The following is a 22,423-nucleotide window of genomic DNA, read 5'->3' as shown; positions in this document are numbered from 1 at the left end:
CGCCTACCCCCGCCGCGGCACCGCGATCGGCGCCGTCGACCGCACCGCGTCGTACGACCCCACCGCCGGGTCGTCGCCGAACCGCTCCCGGACGCTCCGCGACCCGAGCAGCAGGTTGAGCAGGATCGCCGCGACCGCACCGGCCGAGATGCCCGAGTCGAACACGAGCGTGAACCACGTCGGGAACGCCGCGTAGATCGACGGCGCGACGGTCGGCAGCAGCGCGATCCCGAGCGGGAGTGCCACGACGAGCACGTTCCGGTTGTCGAACCGCACCTTCGACAGCGTCCTGATGCCCGAAGCCGCGACCATGCCGAACAGCGCCACCCCGGCACCGCCGAGGACCGCGTGCGGGATCGCCTCGACGACCGCCGCGACCTTCGGCACCAGGCCGAGCACGACGAGGATCCCGCCCGCGGCGGCGGCGACGTACCGGGAGCGCACGCCGGTCAGCGCGACCAGGCCGACGTTCTGCGCGAACGCCGTGTACGGGAACGTGTTGAACACCCCGCCGACGACCGTGCCGAGCCCGTCCGCCCGCAGTCCGTCCGCGAGGGTGCGCTTCGACACCGGTCGGCCGACGACCTCGCCGACGGCCACCATGTCGCCCGTGGTCTCGGTCATGATCACGAGCCCGACGACGAGCATCGACACGATCGACGCGAGGTCGAACGTCGGCAGGCCGAAGTGGAACGGCGTGACGACCGCGAACCAGGCGGCGTCGCCGATCCCGGACCCGTCCACCATGCCCGGGACGAACAGCGCCACGACCGTCCCGAGGAGCAGCCCGGCGAGCACCGAGACGCGTGCCAGTCCCCGCGGCGCGAAGCGCTCCACGAGGACGATCGCCAGGAGCACCCCGGCGGCGAAGGCGACGTCGAGCGGACGGGCGGCGCCGTCCTTCCCGCCCTCGGTCACCCAGCCGGCGGCGACGCTCATCAGGGACAGGCCGATGATCAGGATGACGGTGCCGGTGACGATCGGCGGGAACAACCGGACGAGCTGCGAGAACCACGGGGCGACGACGACCATGAACACGCCGCACGCGATGGTCGCGCCGTAGACCGCCGTGATGCCGTGCTCGGTCCCGATCGCGATCATCGGGCCGACCGCGGCGAAGGTGACGCCCTGCACGAGGGGCAACCGGACCCCGAAGCGCCAGAAGCCGACGGACTGCACGATCGTCGCGAGGCCGGCCACGAACAGGTCGGCGCTGATCAGGAACGCCAGGTCGGCCCGGTCGAAGCCGAGTGCACCGCCGACGATGAGCGGCACGGCGATCGCCCCCGCGTACATCGCGAGGACGTGCTGCAGCCCGAGCGGCAGCAGCCGGGCGAGCGGCGGGACGGTGTCGACGCCGTCCTCGCGACGGGCGTCGGTCGTCTGGTTCGTGTCGGTCACGGGTGCCCCCTCGGCGTCGTCGGACTCGTCTCCTCGGACGCTACGGAGCGGGTGTTTCCGTGCCGTGTCGGCGGTGGGTCGCCCGGATCACGCGACCGCGCGCCGGAACGCGCGTTCCACAGGTGGGGACGGGACGGACGGGAGGCCCGTGGCGGATCCGCCACGGGCCTCCCGTCCGACCTGTGGTCGCGTCAGCGACCGATGCTCGACATGTCGGGGTAGCGATCGCCGGTCGGGACCGGCAGCGAGGACAGGCGCTGCAGCTGGGACTCCGAGAGGGTCAGGTCGGTGGCGCCGACGTTCTCCTCGAGGCGGGAGACCCGCTTCGTGCCGGGGATCGGGACGACGTCGGTGCCCTGGGCGAGGAGCCACGCGAGCGCGACCTGCGCCGGGGTGCCACCGACCTCGGACGCGACGGCCTTGACCTCGTCGACGATGCGGACGTTCTGTTCGAACGCCTCCTGCTGGAAGCGTGGGTTGTCGCGGCGGAAGTCGTCGGCGTCCAGGTCGGACGGCTTCGTGATCGCACCGGTCAGGAAGCCGCGGCCGAGGGGCGAGTACGCGACCAGGCCGATGCCGAGCTCGCGGAGTGTCCCGAGCACGTCGTCCTCGGGGTCGCGGGTCCACAGCGAGTACTCGCTCTGGACGGCGGTCACCGGGTGCACGGCGTGGGCCTTGCGGATGGTCTCGGACCCCGCCTCGGACAGGCCGTAGTGGAGGATCTTGCCCTCCTGCACGAAGTCGGCGAGCTGGCCGACGACGTCCTCGATCGGGACCTTCGGGTCGACCCGGTGCTGGTACCAGAGGTCGATGTGGTCGGTGCCGAGGCGGCGGAGCGAGCCCTCGAGCGCCTCGCGGACGGACTCCGGTGCGCTCGTGAGCTTGCGGTCGGTGCTCGGCTGGGTCTCGCCGGGGACGTGCTCGACGAGACCGAACTTCGTGGCGAGCACGACGTCGTCGCGGCGCCCCTGCAGTGCCTTCCCGACGAGGACCTCGTTCGTGTACGGGCCGTACATCTCGGCGGTGTCGATCAGGGTGACGCCGAGGTCGATCGCGCGGTGGATCGTGCGGATCGACTCGTCGTCGTCGGTGCCGGCGCCCGTGTAGAAGGCGCTCATGCCCATGGTGCCGAGGCCGACGGCGCCGACCTCCAGGTCTGCGAGCGTGTGTGTCTGCATGGGTGCAGGTCTACTCCTGCCGACCCCCTGTGCGGGAGGCACCGACGGGGCTAGGCTGCGGGGACGGACAGGGTCCGCGGGACCGGAGGGGGACACCGTGTTGGTCATCGGGATCGTCATCGGGGTGGCCGTGGCCATCGCCGCGCTGCTCGTCGTGCTCGAGGTGCAGAACGTGCGCCGTCGTCGGAGGCTCGCGCACCTGGAGCCGATCGACCCGCGCATCGGGGAGCGGGCCATGTCCGAGGCCTCGGCGGCGCACGCGATCGTGGAGGGACAGGCCAAGTCCGCGCACCCGGGCATCAGCGGCGCCGGGGGCGGCCCGCTCGGCTGAGCCAGCTCGTCCCACGCGTCCTGGCCGGTCTGTCGTGTCGGCGCCGGGCTGTGGTTCGATCGTGCCGTGAACCTGTACCTGCGGCTGTTCCTGCTGACCGTGCGCATCCGTCTCGCGGGACTCCGCCCGGGCCGACGGCCGTCGCTCTGGGACGAGGGACGGACGCCGTTCCGGGTCGTGCTCACCGACCTCGACCCCTTACGGCACGTGAACAACGGCAAGTACCTGTCGATGCTCGACCTCGGTCGGTACGACCTGCTCACGCGCTCCGGCTTCTGGCACGAGGCCTCGAGGCGCGGCTGGTACGCCGTGGTCGCGGCGCAGACGATCACCTACAAGCGGTCGCTGACACTGGGGCAGCGCTTCACCCTCGTCACCCGGGTGCTCGGCGTCGACGACCGCGCCGTGTACATCGAGCAGGCCTTCGAGCGGCGGGGATCGGTCGTCGCGCGGGCGGTCGTGCAGGCCCGGTTCCTCCGTCGGACCGGCGGCACGGTCATGCCCGAGGAGCTCGTCGCCGCGGGCGGCGGGGCGCCGCGGGACCTCACCCTGCCCGACTGGGTGCACGCGTGGGCGGACGCGGTGCGGATCAGCAGCGCGGCGCCGACCGGCACGGCCAGGGGCGCCTCGGCGTAGGAAGGTCGGGTGCAGGAGCGACGGGGGAGCGGGACGCCGGGTCGACGTGCGGTGCTGGCCGGCGGGGTCGGACTCGGTCTGGTCGGGGTGCTCGCCGCGTGCTCGCGGTCGGGGCCGGCACCGAGCCCGTCGCCATCCGGGTCCGCGTCGTCCTCGGGCGCACCGTCCACACCGACCCCGAGCGCCGGTGGGCCGGACTCGTGGGACGCCCTGGCCGCGGCCGTCACCGGGACGCTCCTGCGCTCCGGGTCGTCCGGGTGGGACGCCGCACGGAAGCTGCAGAACCCCCGCTACGACGACGCCGACCCGCAGGCGGTGCTCCGCGTCGCTGGCGTCGCGGACGTGCAGGCCGCGCTCGCCTTCGCACGGAACACCCGCACGCCGGTCGCGCTCCGGGCCGGCGGGCACTCGTACACGGGCTGGTCCGCCGGCGGTGCGCCCGGGACCGACGTCCCCCGCTCGCTCGTGGTCAGCACGCAGGACCTGGACGCCGTCCGCGTCGACGGGGACACCGCGACGATCGGTCCGGGAGCCCGGCTGGCCGACGTGTACGCGGCCTTGGCCCGGGCCGGACGAGCGATCGGCGCCGGGTCGTGCCCGACCGTCGGCATCGGCGGACTGACGCTCGGCGGCGGGGTGGGCGTCCTGGTCCGGTCGTTCGGCCTGACGTGCGACCAGCTCACCGGGGTGACGCTCGTGACGCCCGACGGCGCCGTGCACCAGGTCTCCGCGACCGCCGAGCCGGACCTGTTCTGGGCGTGCCGGGGCGGTGGCGGCGGGACGGTCGGGGTCGTCACGTCGATGACCTTCCGGACGCAGCCCGCCCCCGACGTGCTGCTGTTCAGCATCGTGTTCCCCTGGTCCGCCGCGGCCGCGGTGGTGCGGGCGTGGCAGGACTGGGCGCCGGTCGCCGACCCGCAGCTCTGGTCGACCCTGAAGCTCCTGAACGGCACCAGGCACACCGCCCCGACGGTCACCGTCACCGGCGTGTGGACCGGCGCGAAGACCGGGGCGGACGCCTCCGTCGACGGGTTCATCGCCGCCACCGGGGCCACCCCGACGTCGCACACCGCCGACGAGCTGTCCTACGGCGACGCGATGGTGCGGCTCGCCGGGGCGCCGCAGCGCGTGTCCGAGGCCGCGACGTCGTCCATCGGCGGCCGGAAGCTCACCGACGACCAGGTCGACGTGCTCGTCCGACGGGCCGCGGCGGCCGGGGACGTCGCCGGGAACCGGGAGGGCGGGGTCTCCCTCGACGCGCTCGGCGGGGTCGTGGCCGACGTCGGGCGGACGGACTCGGCGTTCCCGTGGCGGGACGCCCTGATGACCGTGCAGTACACGGCGGTGTTCGCCGACGGGGCGGACCCGGCGCCGTTCGACGCGTACGTCCGCGACTTCCGGCAGGCGATGACCCCGGCGTGGGGCGACGGCGCGTACGCGAACTACTGCGACGCGGCGATCACCGACCCCACGGCGTACTTCGACGTGAACACCTCGCGGCTGCACCGGATCGCGGAGCAGGCGGACCCGGACGGGGTGTTCGACCAGCCGCACTGGGTCTGACCACCGTCCGACGATGACCGCCGTCCTACGATGACCGCATGGACGACAAGGAGCTGGTGCTCCTGGACGCCGCCGCGTGGCGGTCGTGGCTCGACGAGCACGAGGCCGACCCGGACGGCGTCTGGCTCGTGCTCGCGAAGAAGGGCACTACCGAACCGACGACGCTGACGTACGACCAGGCCCTCGACGAGGCGCTCTGCTCCGGGTGGATCGACGGGCAGAAGCGCGGGCGGGACGCCGGGACCTTCCGCCAGCGGTTCACCCCGCGTCGCCGCGCCTCGCTCTGGTCGCAGCGCAACATCGGCCTCGTGGCGGCCCTGACCGAGTCCGGACGCATGCGGCCCCGCGGGCAGGCCGAGGTCGACCGCGCCCGGGCCGACGGCCGGTGGGACCGGGCCTACGCCGGAGCCGCGACCGTCACCGTGCCGGACGACCTCCGCGCGGCCCTCGACGCCGAGCCCGCCGCGGCCGCCCTGTTCGCCGAGCTCGACGCGACGAACCGGTACGCCGTGCTGCACCGGGTGGTGACGGCGCCGAGCGACACCGCGCGGGCGAACCGCATCGCGAAGCTCGTCGGCGGGCTGTCCCGCGGCGATACCCCGTACCCGCGTCCTCCCCGCTGACCGGTCTCGCCGCCCCGAGTCTCGCCGTCGGCGACACGACTCGGGTCCCGGCACCCGAGACTCGTCGCCCAGCCCGAGACTCGGGCCAGGCCACCCGCGGGGGACACCGGCTCAGGGACGGGACACGGGCACGGCGTAGACCGGGGACATGACCACCGGTACCGACACCACGAACCGTCCTGCCGCCGCCTCGGGCACGTTCCGCATCGGCGGCGACCTCGAGGTCCACCGCCTCGGCTACGGCACCATGCAGCTCACCGGACCCGGCGTCTGGGGCCCGCCGAAGGACCACGACGAGGCGATCCGCGTCCTCAAGCGCGCCGTCGAGCTCGGCGTCGACTTCTTCGACACCGCCGACTCCTACGGTCCCTACGTCGCCGAGGACCTGCTCCGCGAGGCGCTGCACCCGTACGGCGACGACGTCGTCATCGCGACGAAGGCCGGTCTCACCCGCACCGGCCCGAACGAGTGGCCGCCGGTCGGCCGCCCGGAGTACCTGCGCCAGGAGGCCGAGATGAGCCTCCGCCGCCTGGGCCTCGAGCGCATCGACTTGTTCCAGCTGCACCGCATCGACCCGAAGGTCCCGCTCGAGGACCAGGTCGGCGAACTCAAGAAGCTCCAGGACGAGGGCAAGATCCGCCACATCGGCCTGTCCGAGGTGTCGGTCGACGAGGTCAAGGCCGCTCAGCAGGTCGCGACGATCGTCTCCGTCCAGAACCTCTACAACCTGCAGAAGCGCGACGCCGAGGAGCTCCTCGACTGGTCCGAGCAGCAGGGCATCGGCTTCATCCCGTGGTTCCCGCTCGCGACCGGCGGCCTGACGGGCGAGGACTCCCCGCTGACCGAGATCGCCGAGCGCAAGGGCGCGACCCCGGCGCAGCTCGCACTGGCGTGGCTGCTCAAGCGCTCGCCGGTCATGCTGCCGATCCCCGGGACGTCGAGCGTCGACCACCTCGAGGACAACCTGCAGGGCGCGACGATCGAGCTCACCGACGACGAGTTCGCGGAGCTGTCGAAGCTGCACGGCTGATCGGGCGGGTCGCGGACGCGACCACCGACCGGACGGGAGGCACGGTGCCAGCTGGCACCGTGCCTCCCGTTCGTTGCATCACGACTCGGCAACGGCGCTCGCGCGCGGATGCCGGGCCGGTGCACACTGGTCGCGTCCGATGGACAGGAACCGGGGGGACGACGTGGGGGCACAGGGTGCAGCGACGGAGCATGCCGGCACCGGCATGTTCGTCGGGACGGGGCGGCGGCAGACCGCGACGGTCGTTGCGGTGACCACCCATGGTGGTTCTGTCCTGCGAGTCGACGCGGGTGAGGTGGTCGCCGTCACGGGGGACGGCGCTTCCGCGGTGATGACGTCGGTCCGGAACGCGCCGCGCATCGGCGACCGCACGCTCGACGGTCTGGCCGTCGCCGAGGCGACGGCGCTCCGACGACGGCTGGTCGGGACGGTGTGCACCGACCACCGCCTCGTCCCGTCGCTGACGGTGCTCGAGAACACCGCGCTGCCCCTCGAGCTCGACGGGTGGGACACCCACGAAGCGATCGCCGCTGCGACGACCGCCCTCGCCCGGGTCGGGGTGACCGCTCCCCCGGACGCGCTCCCCGACGACCTGACCGCGGCCGAGCAGCGGCTCGTCACCGTCGCGCGGAGCATCGCCGGGTCGCCGGTGCTCGTGCTCGCCGACGAACCGCGGGACGCGACCGACGTACGATTGCTCCGTCGCCTGGCCGGGGACGGTGCCGGTGTGCTCGTCAGCACCACCGCGGCCGCGCGACCGACCTGGGCCGACCGCCTCGTCGAGACGCCGGCCGCGATCCTGTGAACGGCAGCGAGGACCCTCAGCCAGAACGCACGTTCCCCAGCTGGGGGGACTGGCCCGCACCCCGATCACCGGAGAAGCTCGTACCCGTGTCCCGCACCCGCCGGCTCGCCCTCGTGGCGAGCATCGTCTCCGCAGCCTGCCTCGTCACCGCAGGCGTCCTCGTCACCACCACGCCGCGCACCGCGAGCGCCGAGGACCGACCCGTGGCGGCCGTCGCCGAACACCGCGCCGGTACCGCGCTGCCGGACCCGCGGACGCCCGACCAGTTCGTGACCGGTGCGCTCGACACCCCCGCACTGCCGGGAGCGGTGCCGTTCGCCTACGCAGGCGACTCGATCACGGCACGGCCGGACTCCTGGCTGCACCAGCTCGAGACCGACGACGAACTGCACGCCGTCGGCGGTTACGCGCACAGCGGGTACCGCGCCGACCAGGTGCTGCAGCAGATCGGCCCCGTGCCGAGCGCCCGGGTCCTGGTCGTCGAGGTCGGGACGAACGACGTCAACCAGGCCGTCCCGACCGCGACGACGATCGCGAACGTCGGGGCGATCGTCCGGAAGGTCGGGGCGCAGCGCGTCCTGGTCGTCGCCGGGCCGCCGTCGGACTGGACCCACAGCCGGTGGGGCGCCGACCGTCGGACCGGTCAGATCGTGCTCACCGACGCCCTGCGCACCGACGCGGCGGAGCACGGTTGGGCGTTCGTCGACCCGTTCGCGGCGCTGCGTGCCGCGGACGGCGCGTACAAGCCGGGCACGTCGCCGGACGGCATCCACCCGACGGCCGAGGCGAACCAGGGCGTCGCGCGGGCGATGGCCGCCGCCATCACCCGCACCGCCGCCTGACCCGGACCGGACTGTCAGCCCGGCCCGGGGTCACTCGGGCAGGGGTTCCGCGTACGTCCGGAAGTCGCCGCGCTCGGAATGGATCGCCCAGAGCTGCTCGGCCACGGCCGCCGACGAGTGCGCGTCCTGCCCGTCGTCGATGCCGAACGGGATGATGAGCTGGCCGACGTGCACGTGCTCCTCGGCCACGGCGTCGTGCAGGAGCTGCGCGTAGGCGCTCTCGCCCGCGAAGGCGACGGACGTGCCGGTCACGCGGGCGCCCGGACGGACCGCGCTGCCCCCGTTGACGAACAGGATCGTGCCGGTGCCGAGCGCGCGCATGCCGGGGAGCACCTGACGGACGGCGTTCACCGAGCCGTAGACCGAGAACTCGACCGGGCCGACCAGGTCCTCGGCGGTCGTCTCGAGGACCGGTCGCATGTACTCCTTCGCCGGCAGCGGGCTGTACTGCAGGACCTCGATCGGGCCGAGCTGCTCGGTGGCCGCCTCGAGCGCGGCACGGAGCGAGTCGCCGTCCCGGACGTTCGCGGCGAAGCCCTTCGCGGTCACGCCGGACTCGCCGAGCTGTGCCGCGAGGGAGTCGAGACGGTCCTGGTTGCGTGAGATCAGGGCGACGGCGAAGCCCTCGCGTCCGAAGCGCTCGGCGACCGCGGCGCCGAGGCCCTTGCCGGCGCCGACGATGGCGATGGTGGTCATGAGTGGTCCTTCCGGAGGTGGTGTGCGGCCGACGGTAGGCCGACGTCCCGCGTCCTGGGAGGCACGGCCAGGAACCCTCAGGGCTTTCCCGCCTGCGTCGTGTGGACTCGGGGGACGAACCGGGAGGATCACCGTGGACACCACCCGCAGCACCCGTGCGACCCGCAGCGCTCGCTCCGCCGGAGGCCGTGCCGGACGTGAGTCCGGACGTCGGTCCGTCGGCCGTGCCCGTCGGTCGTGGTCCGCGGTCGGGCTCGCGGCGGCTGCGGCCCTGGCGCTCGTCGCCTGCTCGGACGGCGACCCCGACGGCACCGGTGGGACCGGCACGTCCGGCTCGAGCAGCGCCCCGTCCCGGACCAGCCCGGCGACCGCGGCGGCGACGACCGAGGTCGTGACCGGACTCGACGCCCCGTGGTCGGTCGTCCCCGTCGGAGACGCCGGCGACGCGCTCATCAGTGAGCGCGACTCCGCCCGGGTCCTCGAACTACGGGCGGACGGCTCCACCCGCGAGGTCGGCACCGTCCCCGGCGTCCGGCACGGCGGCGAAGGGGGACTGCTCGGGCTCGCCCTGCACGACGGCGACCTGTTCGTCTACTCGACCGCCGACGCCGGCAACCGCGTGCAGCGCTTCTCGCTGACCGGTGACACCGGCTCGTACCGGCTCGGCGACGCCACCACCGTGCTCGACGGCCTGCCCCGGAACACCTTCCACGACGGTGGCCGGATCACGTTCGGCCCGGACGGCATGCTCTACGTGAGCGTCGGGGGACGCCGGGGACCGACCGGCGGCGCAGGACCGGGACTCCCTGGCCGGCAAGATCCTCCGTGTGACGCCCGACGGGGCGGTGCCGGACGACAACCCGTTCCCGGGCTCACCGGTGTGGTCGCTCGGCCACCGCAACGTGCAGGGCATGGGCTGGGCGGCGGACGGCACGATGTTCGCCGCGGAGTTCGGGCAGGACGCCTGGGACGAGCTCAACGTCATCGTCGCGGGGGAGAACCACGGCTGGCCCGAGGTCGAGGGCGTCGGCGGCGAGGACCGCGGCTTCGTCGACCCCGTGCAGCAGTGGGCGACCGACGACGCGTCGCCGAGCGGCCTCGCCGTGATCGGCGACACGGTGTACGTCGCGAACCTGCGCGGCGAGTCCGTCCGGGCCGTGCCGGCCGCCGAACCCACGACGTCGACGGTGTCCTTCGCCGGCGAGTTCGGGCGGATCCGCACGGTGCTCGCCGGTCCCGACGACACGCTCTGGTTCGTCACGAACAACACCGACGGCCGCGGCGACCCGCGGGACGGCGACGACCGCATCCTCTCGGTACCGCTCCGCGAGCTCGACTGAGGCGGACCGGTCTGCCCGACCGCCGTCGGGTGCGCGCCCTCGCCCCACGATGGAGCAGACGACGTCGGGCACGCCCGGGCGACCCGACGTCCTCTGCTCCACCACGGGAGGAGAACCCGACGTCTTCTGCTCCACCACGGGAGCAGCCGATGTCAGACCGTGGTACCCGCCCCGACCTCGAGTCCACCGTGCTCGACCTGCCACCGCAGCGCGTCCCGCACCGTCTCCGAGGCCGTCCACGCCGGCGCGTAGCCGAGCACCCGCTCCGCCTCGGCGGTGCTGAACACCTGGCTCCGCGACAGGTGCTGCCAGCTCGCGTCGGCGTGCTCGGGGGCCGTGATCTCGCGGAACCGGTCCCACGAGACGGACTCGAGCCGTGCCTCCCGGCCGGCCCACGAGGCGACCAGCTGGGCGTACCCGCGCACGGTGAGCGCGGTCGGAGCCGTCGCGAAGAAGGCGCCGCCGGACGCGGCGTCTCGCTGCTCGACCGCCAGCTGGAACAGCTGGGCGACGTCGTCGGCGTGCACGTGGGCCATCGCCTCGGCTCCGAGGCCGGGCACCTCGACGGTCTCGCCCCGGGTCAGTCTCGTGACGACGGACGGGTCGAGGTTGCCGAGCGGACCGATCGGCATCCACCCCGGACCGCTGATGTGCCCTGGGTGGACGGAGGTCGTGACGACACCACCAGAGGCGGTTTCTTCCTGCAGGAGCCGGGCGATCGCGTCCTTCTGGACGCCGTACTCGCCGAACGGCGGGGTCATCGTCGCCTCGGTGATCGGCAGGACGTGCGAGACGCCCGCCCGCCAGATCGAGCCGCAGTGCACCAGGTGCGTGTTGCTGCCGCGCAGCGCGCGGACGAGCTGTTCGGCGCTCTCGACGGTGAAGCAGACGAGGTCGACGACGGCGTCCGCGGCGAGCGCCGCGACCCGGTCGCCGAAGGTGCCGTCGCGGTCCTCCTGCTCCCGGTCCGCGACGACGCGCTCGACGCGCGTCCACTCCGGGGCGTCGGCGTACGGGGTGCTGGTGCCCCGCGACACGGCCACGACGTCGTGGCCGGCGCGGACGAGGCGGGGCACGAGGAACGTGCCGATGTGGCCGGTGGCCCCGATGACGACGATGCGCATGGTGCTCACGCTAGGCGCGTCGGGTCGGCCCCGACAGGCCCTGTCGGTGCCCCGCGGGACGGACGGGAGGCACGGGGCGGGGTCCGCCACGCGCCTCCCGCCCGACGGGCGAACAGCGTTCAGGCGCTGCGGACGGCCTGGACCGAGCCGGCGATGACGGCGGCGTCCTCGGCGAGCGCGCCGACGGCGTCCGGCAGACCGGCGCCGCTGAGCGACTTCCGGGCGGCCCAGCCGACGAAGCTGCCGACGACCGCGCCGATGCCGCCGAGGACCGCACCCTCGAGGCGCAGGTCGCGACGGCCGGTGGTGCCGAGCGCGGCACCGGCGAACGCGCCGGCGGCGATGCGGCCGACCAGGCCCATCGGGGAGATGCGGGCGGGGGCCTTCGGGGACTTGTCGCCGATGAGCTCGCCGATCGCGGACGCGACGAGGAGCCCGCGGCCGAGGGGCGTGCTGAACGCCTTCCACTGCTGCCAGTCACCCTTGACCGCCTTGTTGTCGTGGTTCAGGGCGAGGACGGCCAGCGGGGTGCTGCTCCGTCCGCCGCTCAGGACCCCGAGGGCGAGGCTCCGGACGAGGGTGTGCTGCTCGTGCTGCTGCTTGCTCATGACGCTCCTGTCGTGTCCCGTCGGACGGTACTCGTGGGAGCCTCGGGGGACGCGGATGCCCACGACCCCTCGGAGCCGTGACGCGTACCGTGCCCGGCATGAGCGACATCATCCTGTTCGGCGGCCACGGCAAGGTCGCGCTCCTCGCGACCCGCATCCTCTCCGACCGGGGCCACCGCGTCACCTCCGTCATCCGCAACCCGGAGCAGGAGGACGACGTCCGTGCCCACGGCGGTGAGGCGCGCGTCGCCGACGTGCAGCAGCAGTCCCTCACCGACCTCGAGGACCTGGTCCGCGGGCACGACGCCGTCCTCTGGTCGGCCGGAGCCGGTGGCGGTTCGGCCGACCGGACGTGGGCGATCGACCGCGACGCCGCGGTGCTCTCGGTGCAGGCCGCGGCGCGCGCCGGGGTGGACCGGTACGTGATGGTCTCGTGGTCCGGGTCGCAGCTCGACCACGGCATCCCGCAGGACCAGGACTTCTTCGCGTACGCCCAGTCGAAGATGATCGCCGACGCGGTCCTCCGCGACTCCGACCTGCAGTGGACCGTCGTCGCGCCGAGCACCCTGACCGACGACGACCCCACGGGCCGGGTCGACTGGGACGGCTCGTCGTCGCAGGTCCCGCGCGGGGACGTCGCCCACGTCGTGGCCGACGTGCTCGAGGACCCGTCGACGGCCGGCCGGACGATCCGGTTCAACGGCGGCTCGACCCCGGTCGCGGACTTCCTGCGCGGCTGACGCGGCCGGCCGGTCCCGTCCGTGCACGCCTTCCTCGTCCGGGTCCGGGAGTCGTTCTGGTTCCTCCCGGCGCTCCTGGGGCTCGTCGCCGTTGTCGCGGCGCAGCTCCTCGTCACCCTCGACCGGGACGTCCTGGCCGGGCAGGTCCCGGCCGTCCCGTTCCTCGACGCGCTGAGCGCCGGGGGCGGCCGGTCGATCCTGACGACGATCGGGACGGCGATGCTCACCGTGGCGGGGACCTCGTTCTCGATCACGATCTCCGTCCTCGCCACGACGTCGTCGACGTACGGACCCCGGCTCGTCCGGAACTTCATGGCGGACCGCGCGAACCAGCTCGTGCTCGCCGCCTTCACGTCGACGTTCCTGTACGCGATGGTCGTGCTGCGGACCGTCCACACGGCGGTCGACGACGGCGATCCGTTCGTGCCGGTCGTCGCGATCCACGTCGCGGTGCTGCTCGCCGTGGTCGACGTGGGCGTGCTGGTGTTCTTCATCCACCACATCGCGTCGAGCACGCAGATCACGTCCCTGCAGCGGCAGGTGCAGGAGGACCTGCGCGTCGCGGTCGAGCACGCGTACCGCGACGGCGACGACGATCGGCGCACCGTGGGCAGGGTCGCGGTGCCGGAAGCGGGTCGGGGCGTCGTCCGCGCGGCGAGCGACGGGTACGTGCAGTCGGTCGAGTGGCGCGGACTGGTCTCGTGCGCGTCCCGGACCGACTGCGTCGTCGACGTGGTGGCGATGCCGGGACGCTACGTGATCGCCGGCGACGTGCTGGCGACGGTGCACGCCGCCACGGGGAGCAGGGACCACGTCGTGGACGCCCGCGCCGCCCGGACCGTGCGCTCGTCGGTCCTGCTCGGTCCGGCCAGGACGCCCGTGCAGGACGTCGACTTCGCGCTGCAGCAGCTGGTCGAGATCGCGGTGCGTGGTCTCGCTTCCGGCACCAACGACCCGTACACCGCGGTGAGCGCGCTCGACCTCGCCACCTCGGTGCTCGTCCCGCTCTGGCGCGACGGGCACCCGGTGACCGGCCTCCTCGACACCGCCGGCCGGATCCGCGTCCTGCAGCACTGGCCGGACCCGGGAGCGCTCGTCAGCGGTCTGTTCACGACGATCGCCCAGTACGACGCCGGCCACCCGCTCGTCGAGGCGGCGGCCGACCGGCTCGCGGAGCGACTCGAAGCCGTTGCTCCTCCGGACCGACGGAACGTCGTCACCCAGGTGCGGCAGCACGCCCGGGGATCCGGTTCCTGAGCGGAATCGCAGCTCGGCGGGCACCATGGACTGATGGCCACGACGAGACCACCAGCACCCGCCGCCGACCAGCTCCGCCCGGGCGAACCCGTCCGCACCACCCCGAACCTGCGCCGCTGGGTCTTCTGGCCCGCAGCCGTGATCGTCCTCGGGTTCGTGGCCTGGACCCTCGTCGCTCCGTCCTCCGCCGAGGCCGTCTTCTCGGCGCTGCAGAGCGGCATCGTGCGGAACTTCAGCTGGTACTACGTCCTGATCGCCGCCTTCTTCGTCGGGTTCTCGCTCTTCGTCGGGTTCTCGAAGTACGGCGACATCAAGCTCGGCAAGGACCGTGACGAGCCCGAGTTCTCGACCGGCTCCTGGTTCGCGCTCCTCTTCGCGGCCGGCATGGGCATCGGTCTGGTGTTCTACGGCGTCTCCGAGCCGCTGAGCCACTTCGCCTCGCCACGGCCCGGGGTCACCGGGACCGAGAACCAGCTCGCGCAGCAGGCGATGACCCAGACGTTCCTGCACTGGGGGCTGCACGCCTGGGCGATCTACGTCGTGCTCGGACTGGCCCTCGCCTACGCGATCCACCGCCGGGGTCGTCCGGTCTCGATCCGGTGGGCCCTCGAGCCGCTGCTCGGCCGCCGGGTCCGTGGGGGCTGGGGCAACCTCGTCGACGTGATCGCGCTCGTCGGCACGCTCTTCGGTGTCGCCACCTCGCTCGGACTGGGCGTCATCCAGATCGGCGCCGGGCTCGAGAGCGCCGGCATCGCCGAGAGCAGCACGGTGAGCCAGATCGCTATCATCGCGGTGATCACCGCGCTGACGATCGTGTCGCTCGTCACCGGGGTGACGAAGGGCATGAAGCTGCTGTCGAACTTCAACCTGCTCCTCGCCGCGGCCCTGCTGCTGTTCATCCTGATCGTCGGTCCGACGCAGTTCCTGCTCCGGGACTTCGTGCAGTCGATCGGCGCGTACCTGCAGAACGTCGTCGGCCTGTCCTTCAACGTCACGGCGCAGCAGGGCGCGGCCGGCGAGGAGTGGCAGGGCGCCTGGACGACGTTCTACTGGGGCTGGTGGATGTCGTGGGCGCCGTTCGTCGGCATCTTCATCGCGCGGATCTCGAAGGGCCGGACGGTCCGCGAGTTCGTCTTCGGCGTGCTCCTCGTCCCGACCGCGCTGACCTTCCTCTGGTTCGCGGTGCTCGGCGGCGCGGCCATCCATCAGGAGACGGACGGCGCGGGCGGCCTGATCGGTGCGGACGGCTCGGTGGACGTCGAGAGCGCCCTCTTCACGCTGCTCGGCGACCTGCCCGCCGGGACCGTGCTGACGTTCGGCGCCATCCTGCTCATCGGTGTCTTCTTCGTCACGTCGTCGGACTCCGGGTCGCTCGTGATGGCGATGATCGCGTCCGGCGGTGACATCGAACCGAAGAACTGGCTCCGCGTGTTCTTCGCCGTCGTCGCCGCGCTGCTCGCCGTGGCGCTGCTGCTCACGGGCGGGTTGAACGCCCTGAAGACCGCGGCGATCACGACGGCGCTGCCGTTCAGCATCGTGCTGCTCATGACCTGCTGGTCGACCGTGATCGCCTTCAACCGGGAGCGCCGGGCGTACGACAAGGCCGAGCGCGAGGTCCTGCTCGAGCACGTCGGCGCCTACTACGGCCTCGAGGTCGACGCGCCCGCCGAGCGCGGCGAAGCCCGTCCGTGGGACATCGTGCGGCGCCTCCGTGCGCGTCGGCCCGTCCGACCCGAGTCGGTGAGCACCTCACCGGACGCGTTCCCCGTGCACACCGAGACGGTGTCGCCGGACCCGGGCATCGACACGACGCTGGACGGGGCCCCGCAGCGCGACGACCACCGGGGCGGGGCACCCGAGCCGCGCTGACCCCGCGCGGCGGCTGTCGCTGTCAGCGAACGGACCGTCGCATCCACTCCGGCGCTCGGTGGAGCAGAAGACGTCGGGCGCCGGTCGAGCACCCGACGTCTCCTGCTCCATCGCGGCAGGACGAACCGACCTACCGCACGTGGTCCCGGTGTCGGCGGCCGGGGCTACCGTCGCCGCATGCCCGAGGGTGACTCCGTCCACCGACTCGCGGGACGCCTCCGCGCGGTCGACGGCGCCCGTGTCCGCTCGGGCGAGCTCCGCGGGGGCGACGCGGCCGGCACCCCGCTGACCGGCCGCCGGATCACCGGGCACGCGACCCACGGCAAGCACCTGCTCACCCGGTTCGACGACGGCACCACGCTGCACACCCACATGCGGATGACCGGTTCGTGGACCGTGACCGCCGCAGGGCGCCGGCTCCCCGTGCACGCCGCGCAGCAGGCCCGGGTGCGGATGGCCCTCGATGACGGCCGGACCGTCTGGGGCCTCGACCTGCCCGTGGTCGAGCTGCTGCCCACCCGCGATGAGCACCACGCCGTCGGGCACCTCGGGCCGGACCTGCTGCACGACGACCTCGACCGCGCCGAGGCCGTCCGCCGCCTGACCGCCGATCCGGGGCTGCCGGTGCGCCGTGCCCTGCTCGACCAACGTCGGGTCGCCGGGCTCGGGAACCTCTGGGCGAACGAGCTCGGCTTCGTCCGGGGTCTGCACCCGGACCGCCCGATCGGCACCGTCGACGTCCCGACGTTGGTGGACACGGCGCAGCGGATGCTCCGGCACTCCGCGACGGTGCCGGACGCGTACCAGGTGACGACGGGTGTCCTCCGCCGCGGCGAGCGGCACTGGGTGGTCGGCCGGGCGGGACGACCGTGCCTCCGCTGCGGCACGCGCGTCCGGGCACGCGACGACGTCGAGGTGGTCGGCTCCCCGCCACGGCGCGTGTGGTGGTGCCCACGCTGCCAGCCGGCCGTGTCCACCTGACCGGCCCCGATCCTCCAGGCCGACGGCCGGACCGACGGACCGACGGCCGGACCGACGGCCGGCCGGACCGACAGGCCGATCAGCCAGTCGTGACGCTGCGCGCGATCTCGCGCGCGACCTCCTCCGGTGCGCGCCCCACCGTCGACACGACCTGGGCCGCGTCGTGCAGCCAGGTGCGCGCCGCCTCGGCGTACGGCGCGAGCCGGCTCATCCGGAACAGCGAGTAGCCCACGACGGTGTCGCCCTCGATCCGCGCCCGCAGCGTGTCCTGGTCGGCGTCCAGGACCACGTGCCGGACGGGCACCCCACGCGCCGCGAAGCCGTCCGCGATCTCCCGCCAGTACGCCTCGACCAGGACCGTCTGCGGCAGCACGAGCGTGCCCCCGACGTGGTCCAGCAGCCGGGTCGCGGTCTCGACGACGAGCGGTCGCCACGGGTCCCAGTGCTGGAAGTCGCCGTGGTCGGGCAGCGGCGGCCGCACGTCCATCAGGACCTCGCCGATCTTCTCCGGGTCGAGCACGCGCGCGTCCGGCAGGAGCGGCTGCAGCAGCCGCGCCGTCGTGGTCTTGCCCGCCCCGTGGGTGCCGTTGATCCAGACGATCACGTCGCGGACGCTACCGCACCCTCCTGCCGGGAGGCACGGCGCACCCCCGCCCCGCCGCTTCCGCGGCAGGATGGTCACGTGACCGACACCAAGCCCGCCGTCCTGTTCGTCTGCGTCCACAACGCGGGCCGCTCCCAGATGGCCGCCGGGTGGTTGCGGCACCTGGCGGGCGACCGGGTGGACGTGTTCTCGGCCGGGTCGGAGCCCGCGGACCGGCTGAACCCCATCGCCGTGCGGGCGATGGCGGAGCAGGGCATCGACATCGCCGGGGCCGAGCCGGCGGTCCTGACGACCGACGCCGTGCGGCAGGCGGACGTCGTCGTGACGATGGGGTGCGGGGACGCGTGCCCGGTGTTCCCCGGGAAGCGCTACGAGGACTGGGCGCTGACCGACCCCGCCGGGCTGCCGCTCGAGCAGGTGCGCCCGGTGCGGGACGAGATCCGGGGCCGGGTCGAGGCGCTGCTCGCGTCGTTGGACTGAGCGGGGGTGCCCGGGCTGCGCTCGTTCAGACGAGTGCGGCGACGCCGAGCGACAGCAGCGCGAGGAGCGGGAAGGCCCCCTGGGTGCTCGCCGCGCGGCGCTTCGAGTCGTCGCTCGCGAACAGCACGAGGGCGGCCCCGAGCATGCTCGCCGTGCCCGCGACCACGAGCGTGAGACCGACCGCGGTGCCGCCGGCGGCGACCACGACGACGCCGACGATCGCGAGCACCGCGAGGAACAGGTTGTAGAAGCCTTGGTTGTACGCGAGCTGCCGGTTGGCCTGGGCCTCCTCGGCGGTGGTGCCGAACGTGTTCCGGGCGCGGGGCGTGGTCCAGAGGACGGACTCGAGCACGAAGATGTACACGTGCAGGAGCGCTGCGAGGGCGGCGAACACGAGCGCGACGACGGTCATGCCACGACCCTACGACCCCGGGGCGCGGCGGGTCAGCGCTCCGTCGGCAGCGGCAGCTCGCGGGACCGGTCCCACGGCTCGGTCCAGCCGAGGCGGTCGAACAGCCCGTCGAGCAGCATCGCCGTGAAGCCCCACAGCGTGTGGACGCCCTGCTCCGAGTGCACCGCGAACGCCGGCCCACGCCACTCCCGGCCGTCGCGGCGCAGGACCGTCACCCCACGGACCGCCGGGTCGAGCAGGTCCGCGACGGGTGTCCGGAAGACCGCTGCGGACTCCCGTTCGTCGACGACCCGCACCGGCGACGGTGCGCGCCACCAGCCGAGCACCGGCCGCACCAGGTGGTTCGAGTGCGCGAGCGGGACGGCGGGCAGGGTCCCGAGGACCTCGACGCCCGCTGGGTCGAGCCCGGTCTCCTCGCGGGCTTCGCGCAGCGCTGCGGCGGGGGCGTCCGCGTCCCCGGGGTCGAGCCGCCCGCCGGGGAAGGCGACCTCGCCGGGGTGCGACCGGAGCGTCGACGCACGGGCGAGGAGCAGGACGTCGAGATCCCGGTGCACCGACGCGGCCCGCGCCGGACGGGTGCTCGGGACGTGGTCGAGCTCGCCGAAGAGCATGAGTACGGCCGCTGCGCGCGGGTCGGCCGTCGTCGGCATGACCGGGGCGATCGGCGCCGGGTCCGCAGCGAGGGCGGCGAGCGCGGCGCGGGCGGCGCCTGCCGTCACCGGTCGTCCTCGGCGGTGGGCGCCGGGCCGCGCCGGCGCTGCACCAGGCGGGTGACGAGCACGGCGAGCAGGGCGACGACGACGAGTCCGGCGAGCAGCCAGATCGTCGTGGCGGCGCCGTGTTGGTGCGCCGCGGGGGCCTGCGCCTCCGCGACCTCCGTGGCGGTGGCCGACGGTGACGGGCCGACGGCGGGAGTACCGGCCGTGGCCGACGAAGACGGCGCCGACGCGGACGGCGCCGGCGCCGTCGCCGTCGCCCCGGTCGACGTGAAGGCGTACTCGCCCGAGATGGGGTGCCCGTCGACGGACACACTCCGCCAGCGCACCTGGTACGACCCGGCGTCCGTCAGGTCCACCGCGGTGCCGATGGTGTTCCCGTCGGTGCTGACGTCCCCCCGCGCGTGCTCGGTCCCGCCGGCGTCGGTCACGCTGATCACGATCCCGCTCTGCAGGCCGGACAGCGGCGGCTCCGACAGGGTCAGGGTCACCCGGTCCAGGTCGCCGGACACGGACGAGTCCGCCGCGGGGTCCGAGGACACCAGGACGTCGTGCGCCGACGCGGGCCCCGCGACGAGCACCACCGGCAGGGTCGCAGCGACGAGGACGGAGGCGAGGAGGACCCGGAGACGCACGAGCGCGAGCGTACCCGAGTGCTCGTCAGTCCTTGCTGACGAACTTGACGTCGGACGCACCGAGCTGCAGCTGCTCCTCGATGCCCTGCTGGTCCGTCGAGCCCCACCGCTCCGCGATGCGACCGTCAACGAACTTCGACACCTGGATGCCGCGGACCTCGAAGGAGCGGCCGGTCGGCTCGTGCCCCTGGAACGGTCCGGTGTGGGTCCCGCGGATCGTGAAGACCGCGGTCACGAAGTCGTCGGTCACGACGAGCGGGTCGGCCTCGAGCGTGACGTCGGGGAAGGCGGTCGTGAACTCCTGCCAGAAGTCGACGATCCCCTGCAGGCCAGGCGCCTGACCCGGCGCGGGATCGTGGTCGACGACGTCCTCGTGCCACGCCTCGGCCATCCGACCCCAGTCTCGTGCCTCGAGGATGCCCCCGAGCGTCTCCTGCGTGGCGGCGTTCGCTTCCTTGCTCATGCGTGGTCCCTCCGTGTGGATCGGTGAGGGTCCTTGGTACGCGCGCCGCCCCGGAGGACACGGAGTGTCCGCGGGACGGCTGTCCGGTCGGCGCACCGGCTCGCGGTGGTGCGCGACGGACGGACGGGAGGCGCGTGGCGGGCCGGCCACGCGCCTCCCGTCCGGTCGTGGCCCGGTCGGCGACCGCCGCGACGTCAGCGTCCGGCTGCCGCGTGCGCGGCGACCTGCGCCGCGGTCAGCTCCGTGCCGTAGACGGCGGCGAAGCGCATCGAACCGGTGAAGAAGTAGTTGGACGGCGAACCGGGCCAGTACGCGATCGTGTCGTACCCGATCTTGAAGTACCCGGTGGCGTTCTCGGGCTGCGTGTAGGCGGTGTTCGACGCGACGAGCGACCCGTCCAGGTACAGCCGCATCCCGTTCCCGGGCGACATCGTCGACACGACGTGGTGCCACGCTCCGTCGGTGACCGACTGCGGCGACGCGATCGTCTGCGTCGTCCCGTTGTAGGCGCCGAACACCAGCTGCCCCGACGGGTTGATCCAGGTCTGGCGGTCGTGCTGGCCGGAGGTCCCGGTCTGGCTGCTGCCGAACCCGATGAGCAGGCCGCCGGCGACCGTGGTGCGGAACCAGACCTCTTCGCTGAAGGTCGTCGGGTTGACGTACGCGCGCGGCGTCGACACGAAGCTCGTCGAGCCGTTCAGCACGTACGCGCTCCCGGTGTCCCGGACGCACCCGTTCGGGTTCGGCGTCGCCGCGACCATGCTGCCCTGGTAGGTGCCGTTCGCGGCCTTGCCGGACGCGTCGGCCGCGGTCCGGGACCCGGAGGCCTCACCGAGCCGGTAGGCGAAGAGCGCACCGGAGGCGTCCGCGCTGACCGCACCGGCGCAGGTGAAGTACGGCGCCGTGCCCGCGGTGTTCGTGGAGTCGGTGATCCGAGCGCTGTACGCCGAGCGGGTCGGTGCGAACTGGTTCAGCAGCACCACGACCGCGAGCGCCAGCACGAGCAGGACCGCGACGAGCCGGCCGTCGCGCAGGCGCCCGAGCGCGGGCAGGCGCAGCCGCAGGAGCGCGAGCGGGCCACGGCGGACGCGCGGGAGGGCGTGCAGGCCCGTCACGATGCACGCACCGTCTCGACGCGGCCCACGGCCAGGCAGAGGACGAGCGGGACGAGGCACACGGCGATGAGCGCGGCCCAGCCGACCGGGTCGAGGTCGATGTTCGACGTCATCTGGTAGTGCCCGTTCTCCGTGAGCTCGTGGATGACCACGCGGCCGACCTGCCCGTCGACGAGGTGCAGGGTGTTGCCGCCGTGCGCCTCGACCCGGACGGGGAAGACACCGGAGGAGACGATGGTCGCCTCGACCCCGGCGGGGCTGGACGTGTTCGTGATCGTCGTCACGTTGACGAAGGGCTTGAGGACGAACGCCGCGTACGACGCGGTGAGCGCGCCGCCGGCGATGCGCAGGCTGCTCCGGGTTACGCGGTCGGTGAAGACGCTCGTGACGGTCCACACGAGCAGGGTGCCGATGAGCAGGATCGGCGCGGCGCGGAAGAGCCAGCCGAGGTGCGGGACGAGGAGCGCCGGGGTGCCGATCACGTCGGCCTGGCGGAGCGTCCACGGGTCGGTCGCACCGTTGATGTCGCCGCGGGTGTGGAGCCCGCCGTCGGCGTCGATCGCGATGATGCGGTGCGTGTAGACGACACCACGGTTCGCCGCGGTCTCGAAGGACACGACGTCGCCGACGCGCAGGGTCGAGACGTCCACCGGCAGGTCGAGCACGAGGGTGCCGACCGGCGCGGCCTCGCCCATCGAGGGGGTCTCGACGACGAACCAGCGACCGCCGGCGGCGAGGAACAGGACCGCGGCGCCGAGCAGCAGGGCCGCGACGACCGCGACCGTCCAGGCGGCGACCGTCTCCGAGCGGCTGGTCTGCCGACCGCGCAGGAACGGACGGTCGAGCGTCCCGCTGAGCGGGAGGGCTGCGGTCTGGCTCATGCGCTGCTCCGATCGGACGAGACGTGGCGTGACGTGGTGCGAGGTGGCGTGGTGTCACGCGGCGGTGGTGGACGGGGGAGGCGGTGCCCGACC

The 22,423-nt window shown here is 73.5% G+C and carries 25 protein-coding genes and 1 pseudogene; 14 read left to right on the top strand and 12 right to left on the bottom strand.

From position 1 onward, the window contains the following. Positions 1-3 precede the first annotated feature (3 nt). Complete coding sequence (locus HUN59_RS01100) at positions 4-1,401, bottom strand: nucleobase:cation symporter-2 family protein (protein WP_254629957.1); 1,398 nt, start codon at positions 1,399-1,401, stop codon at positions 4-6. 191 nt (positions 1,402-1,592) lie between these two features. Further along, positions 1,593-2,579 carry an aldo/keto reductase gene (locus HUN59_RS01095; protein WP_174777261.1) on the bottom strand — a complete coding sequence of 329 codons (987 nt, stop codon included), beginning with the start codon at positions 2,577-2,579 and terminating at the stop codon, positions 1,593-1,595. 97 nt (positions 2,580-2,676) lie between these two features. On the opposite strand from HUN59_RS01095, the gene HUN59_RS01090 reads away from it, so the two are divergent. From HUN59_RS01090 to HUN59_RS01060, 7 genes are all read left to right on the top strand, one after another. Continuing rightward, positions 2,677-2,910 (top strand): hypothetical protein, encoded by a 234-nt coding sequence (locus tag HUN59_RS01090; protein WP_174777260.1) that lies wholly within the window; start codon positions 2,677-2,679, stop codon positions 2,908-2,910. A gap of 66 nt (positions 2,911-2,976) precedes the next feature. Further along, positions 2,977-3,546 (top strand): acyl-CoA thioesterase, encoded by a 570-nt coding sequence (locus HUN59_RS01085; protein WP_174777259.1) that lies wholly within the window; start codon positions 2,977-2,979, stop codon positions 3,544-3,546. A 9-nt stretch (positions 3,547-3,555) separates the two neighbouring features. After that, positions 3,556-5,109: an FAD-binding oxidoreductase gene (locus HUN59_RS01080; RefSeq protein ID WP_174777258.1), complete on the top strand. Its 1,554-nt coding sequence runs from the start codon at positions 3,556-3,558 to the stop codon at positions 5,107-5,109. 38 nt (positions 5,110-5,147) lie between these two features. Continuing rightward, the gene (locus tag HUN59_RS01075; protein WP_174777257.1) at positions 5,148-5,732 is read left to right on the top strand and encodes a YdeI/OmpD-associated family protein; all 585 of its coding nucleotides are present in this window, start codon (positions 5,148-5,150) and stop codon (positions 5,730-5,732) included. Positions 5,733-5,880: 148 nt separating this feature from the next. Further along, positions 5,881-6,762, top strand: coding sequence for an aldo/keto reductase (locus HUN59_RS01070; RefSeq protein ID WP_144803731.1), 882 nt, complete (start codon positions 5,881-5,883; stop codon positions 6,760-6,762). Positions 6,763-7,012: 250 nt separating this feature from the next. Continuing rightward, a complete protein-coding gene (locus HUN59_RS01065; protein WP_174777256.1) occupies positions 7,013-7,567 on the top strand; it encodes an ATP-binding cassette domain-containing protein in 555 nt (184 codons plus the stop codon). An 86-nt stretch (positions 7,568-7,653) separates the two neighbouring features. Further along, entirely contained in the window at positions 7,654-8,409 is a 756-nt protein-coding gene (locus HUN59_RS01060) for an SGNH/GDSL hydrolase family protein (RefSeq protein WP_174777255.1), read from the top strand. A gap of 30 nt (positions 8,410-8,439) precedes the next feature. On the opposite strand, the gene HUN59_RS01055 is transcribed toward HUN59_RS01060, so the two are convergent. Beyond that, on the bottom strand, positions 8,440-9,105 hold the full coding sequence (locus tag HUN59_RS01055; protein WP_174777254.1) for an SDR family NAD(P)-dependent oxidoreductase: 666 nt from the start codon (positions 9,103-9,105) through the stop codon (positions 8,440-8,442). Between HUN59_RS01055 and HUN59_RS20050 the strand changes: the two are divergent. Next, positions 9,089-9,820, top strand: a pseudogene (locus HUN59_RS20050) (PQQ-dependent sugar dehydrogenase); the annotation flags it as partial. The gene HUN59_RS01055 and the pseudogene HUN59_RS20050 overlap by 17 nt on opposite strands. 112 nt (positions 9,821-9,932) lie before the next feature. Beyond that, a complete protein-coding gene (locus HUN59_RS20045) occupies positions 9,933-10,445 on the top strand; it encodes a sorbosone dehydrogenase family protein (RefSeq protein ID WP_368076193.1) in 513 nt (170 codons plus the stop codon). A gap of 152 nt (positions 10,446-10,597) precedes the next feature. Here HUN59_RS20045 and HUN59_RS01045 read toward each other — a convergent pair whose 3' ends face one another. Together HUN59_RS01045 and HUN59_RS01040 are read right to left on the bottom strand one after the other, a co-directional pair. Next, positions 10,598-11,569: an NAD-dependent epimerase/dehydratase family protein gene (locus tag HUN59_RS01045; RefSeq protein WP_174777253.1), complete on the bottom strand. Its 972-nt coding sequence runs from the start codon at positions 11,567-11,569 to the stop codon at positions 10,598-10,600. A gap of 119 nt (positions 11,570-11,688) precedes the next feature. Next, positions 11,689-12,177 (bottom strand): DUF4126 family protein, encoded by a 489-nt coding sequence (locus HUN59_RS01040; RefSeq protein WP_058740632.1) that lies wholly within the window; start codon positions 12,175-12,177, stop codon positions 11,689-11,691. Between the two features lie 98 nt (positions 12,178-12,275). Here HUN59_RS01040 and HUN59_RS01035 point away from each other — a divergent pair, with 98 nt between their 5' ends. The 4 genes from HUN59_RS01035 to HUN59_RS01020 all read left to right on the top strand — a co-directional run bounded on the left by HUN59_RS01035 (position 12,276) and on the right by HUN59_RS01020 (position 17,024). Further along, positions 12,276-12,917 (top strand): SDR family oxidoreductase, encoded by a 642-nt coding sequence (locus HUN59_RS01035; protein ID WP_174777252.1) that lies wholly within the window; start codon positions 12,276-12,278, stop codon positions 12,915-12,917. Between the two features lie 21 nt (positions 12,918-12,938). Next, the gene (locus HUN59_RS01030) at positions 12,939-14,174 is read left to right on the top strand and encodes a DUF2254 domain-containing protein (protein ID WP_174777251.1); all 1,236 of its coding nucleotides are present in this window, start codon (positions 12,939-12,941) and stop codon (positions 14,172-14,174) included. 33 nt (positions 14,175-14,207) lie between these two features. Then, positions 14,208-16,043, top strand: coding sequence for a BCCT family transporter (locus tag HUN59_RS01025; RefSeq protein ID WP_174777250.1), 1,836 nt, complete (start codon positions 14,208-14,210; stop codon positions 16,041-16,043). Between the two features lie 177 nt (positions 16,044-16,220). After that, positions 16,221-17,024 carry a DNA-formamidopyrimidine glycosylase family protein gene (locus tag HUN59_RS01020; RefSeq protein ID WP_174777249.1) on the top strand — a complete coding sequence of 268 codons (804 nt, stop codon included), beginning with the start codon at positions 16,221-16,223 and terminating at the stop codon, positions 17,022-17,024. Between the two features lie 79 nt (positions 17,025-17,103). Here HUN59_RS01020 and HUN59_RS01015 read toward each other — a convergent pair whose 3' ends face one another. Beyond that, positions 17,104-17,628 carry an AAA family ATPase gene (locus tag HUN59_RS01015; protein WP_144803706.1) on the bottom strand — a complete coding sequence of 175 codons (525 nt, stop codon included), beginning with the start codon at positions 17,626-17,628 and terminating at the stop codon, positions 17,104-17,106. 78 nt (positions 17,629-17,706) lie between these two features. On the opposite strand from HUN59_RS01015, the gene HUN59_RS01010 reads away from it, so the two are divergent. Beyond that, complete coding sequence (locus HUN59_RS01010; RefSeq protein ID WP_174777248.1) at positions 17,707-18,108, top strand: arsenate reductase ArsC; 402 nt, start codon at positions 17,707-17,709, stop codon at positions 18,106-18,108. 25 nt (positions 18,109-18,133) lie between these two features. Here HUN59_RS01010 and HUN59_RS01005 read toward each other — a convergent pair whose 3' ends face one another. The 6 genes from HUN59_RS01005 to HUN59_RS00980 form a co-directional block, all read right to left on the bottom strand. Then, complete coding sequence (locus HUN59_RS01005; protein ID WP_174777247.1) at positions 18,134-18,520, bottom strand: DUF1304 domain-containing protein; 387 nt, start codon at positions 18,518-18,520, stop codon at positions 18,134-18,136. 32 nt (positions 18,521-18,552) lie between these two features. After that, positions 18,553-19,170, bottom strand: coding sequence for an NUDIX hydrolase (locus tag HUN59_RS01000; protein WP_174779318.1), 618 nt, complete (start codon positions 19,168-19,170; stop codon positions 18,553-18,555). 65 nt (positions 19,171-19,235) lie between these two features. Beyond that, on the bottom strand, positions 19,236-19,871 hold the full coding sequence (locus HUN59_RS00995) for a copper resistance CopC family protein (protein WP_174777246.1): 636 nt from the start codon (positions 19,869-19,871) through the stop codon (positions 19,236-19,238). A gap of 25 nt (positions 19,872-19,896) precedes the next feature. Continuing rightward, a complete protein-coding gene (locus HUN59_RS00990; RefSeq protein ID WP_058740643.1) occupies positions 19,897-20,334 on the bottom strand; it encodes an ester cyclase in 438 nt (145 codons plus the stop codon). A gap of 194 nt (positions 20,335-20,528) precedes the next feature. Then, entirely contained in the window at positions 20,529-21,449 is a 921-nt protein-coding gene (locus tag HUN59_RS00985) for a LamG domain-containing protein (protein WP_254629956.1), read from the bottom strand. Then, entirely contained in the window at positions 21,446-22,330 is an 885-nt protein-coding gene (locus tag HUN59_RS00980; RefSeq protein WP_174777245.1) for a S26 family signal peptidase, read from the bottom strand. Before HUN59_RS00980 ends, HUN59_RS00985 begins: the two co-directional genes overlap by 4 nt. Positions 22,331-22,423 lie beyond the last annotated feature (93 nt).

It is taken from the genome of Curtobacterium sp. Csp2, assembly GCF_013347165.1.
Note: the sequence above shows the minus strand (reverse complement) of the source record. Positions and strands in the feature narration are given on the sequence as shown.

Bases quoted from the DNA above. Each gene is read 5' to 3' on its own strand.
- HUN59_RS01055 (WP_174777254.1), bottom strand. From the start codon at position 9,105: ATGACCACCATCGCCATCGTCGGCGCCGGCAAGGGCCTCGGCGCCGCG.
- HUN59_RS01075 (WP_174777257.1), top strand. From the start codon at position 5,148: ATGGACGACAAGGAGCTGGTGCTCCTGGACGCCGCCGCGTGGCGGTCG.
- HUN59_RS01095 (WP_174777261.1), bottom strand. From the start codon at position 2,579: ATGCAGACACACACGCTCGCAGACCTGGAGGTCGGCGCCGTCGGCCTC.
- HUN59_RS01020 (WP_174777249.1), top strand. From the start codon at position 16,221: ATGCCCGAGGGTGACTCCGTCCACCGACTCGCGGGACGCCTCCGCGCG.
- HUN59_RS00990 (WP_058740643.1), bottom strand. From the start codon at position 20,334: ATGAGCAAGGAAGCGAACGCCGCCACGCAGGAGACGCTCGGGGGCATC.
- HUN59_RS01045 (WP_174777253.1), bottom strand. From the start codon at position 11,569: ATGCGCATCGTCGTCATCGGGGCCACCGGCCACATCGGCACGTTCCTC.
- HUN59_RS00980 (WP_174777245.1), bottom strand. From the start codon at position 22,330: ATGAGCCAGACCGCAGCCCTCCCGCTCAGCGGGACGCTCGACCGTCCG.
- HUN59_RS01000 (WP_174779318.1), bottom strand. From the start codon at position 19,170: ATGCCGACGACGGCCGACCCGCGCGCAGCGGCCGTACTCATGCTCTTC.
- HUN59_RS01005 (WP_174777247.1), bottom strand. From the start codon at position 18,520: ATGACCGTCGTCGCGCTCGTGTTCGCCGCCCTCGCAGCGCTCCTGCAC.
- HUN59_RS01025 (WP_174777250.1), top strand. From the start codon at position 14,208: ATGGCCACGACGAGACCACCAGCACCCGCCGCCGACCAGCTCCGCCCG.
- HUN59_RS01040 (WP_058740632.1), bottom strand. From the start codon at position 12,177: ATGAGCAAGCAGCAGCACGAGCAGCACACCCTCGTCCGGAGCCTCGCC.
- HUN59_RS01035 (WP_174777252.1), top strand. From the start codon at position 12,276: ATGAGCGACATCATCCTGTTCGGCGGCCACGGCAAGGTCGCGCTCCTC.
- HUN59_RS01070 (WP_144803731.1), top strand. From the start codon at position 5,881: ATGACCACCGGTACCGACACCACGAACCGTCCTGCCGCCGCCTCGGGC.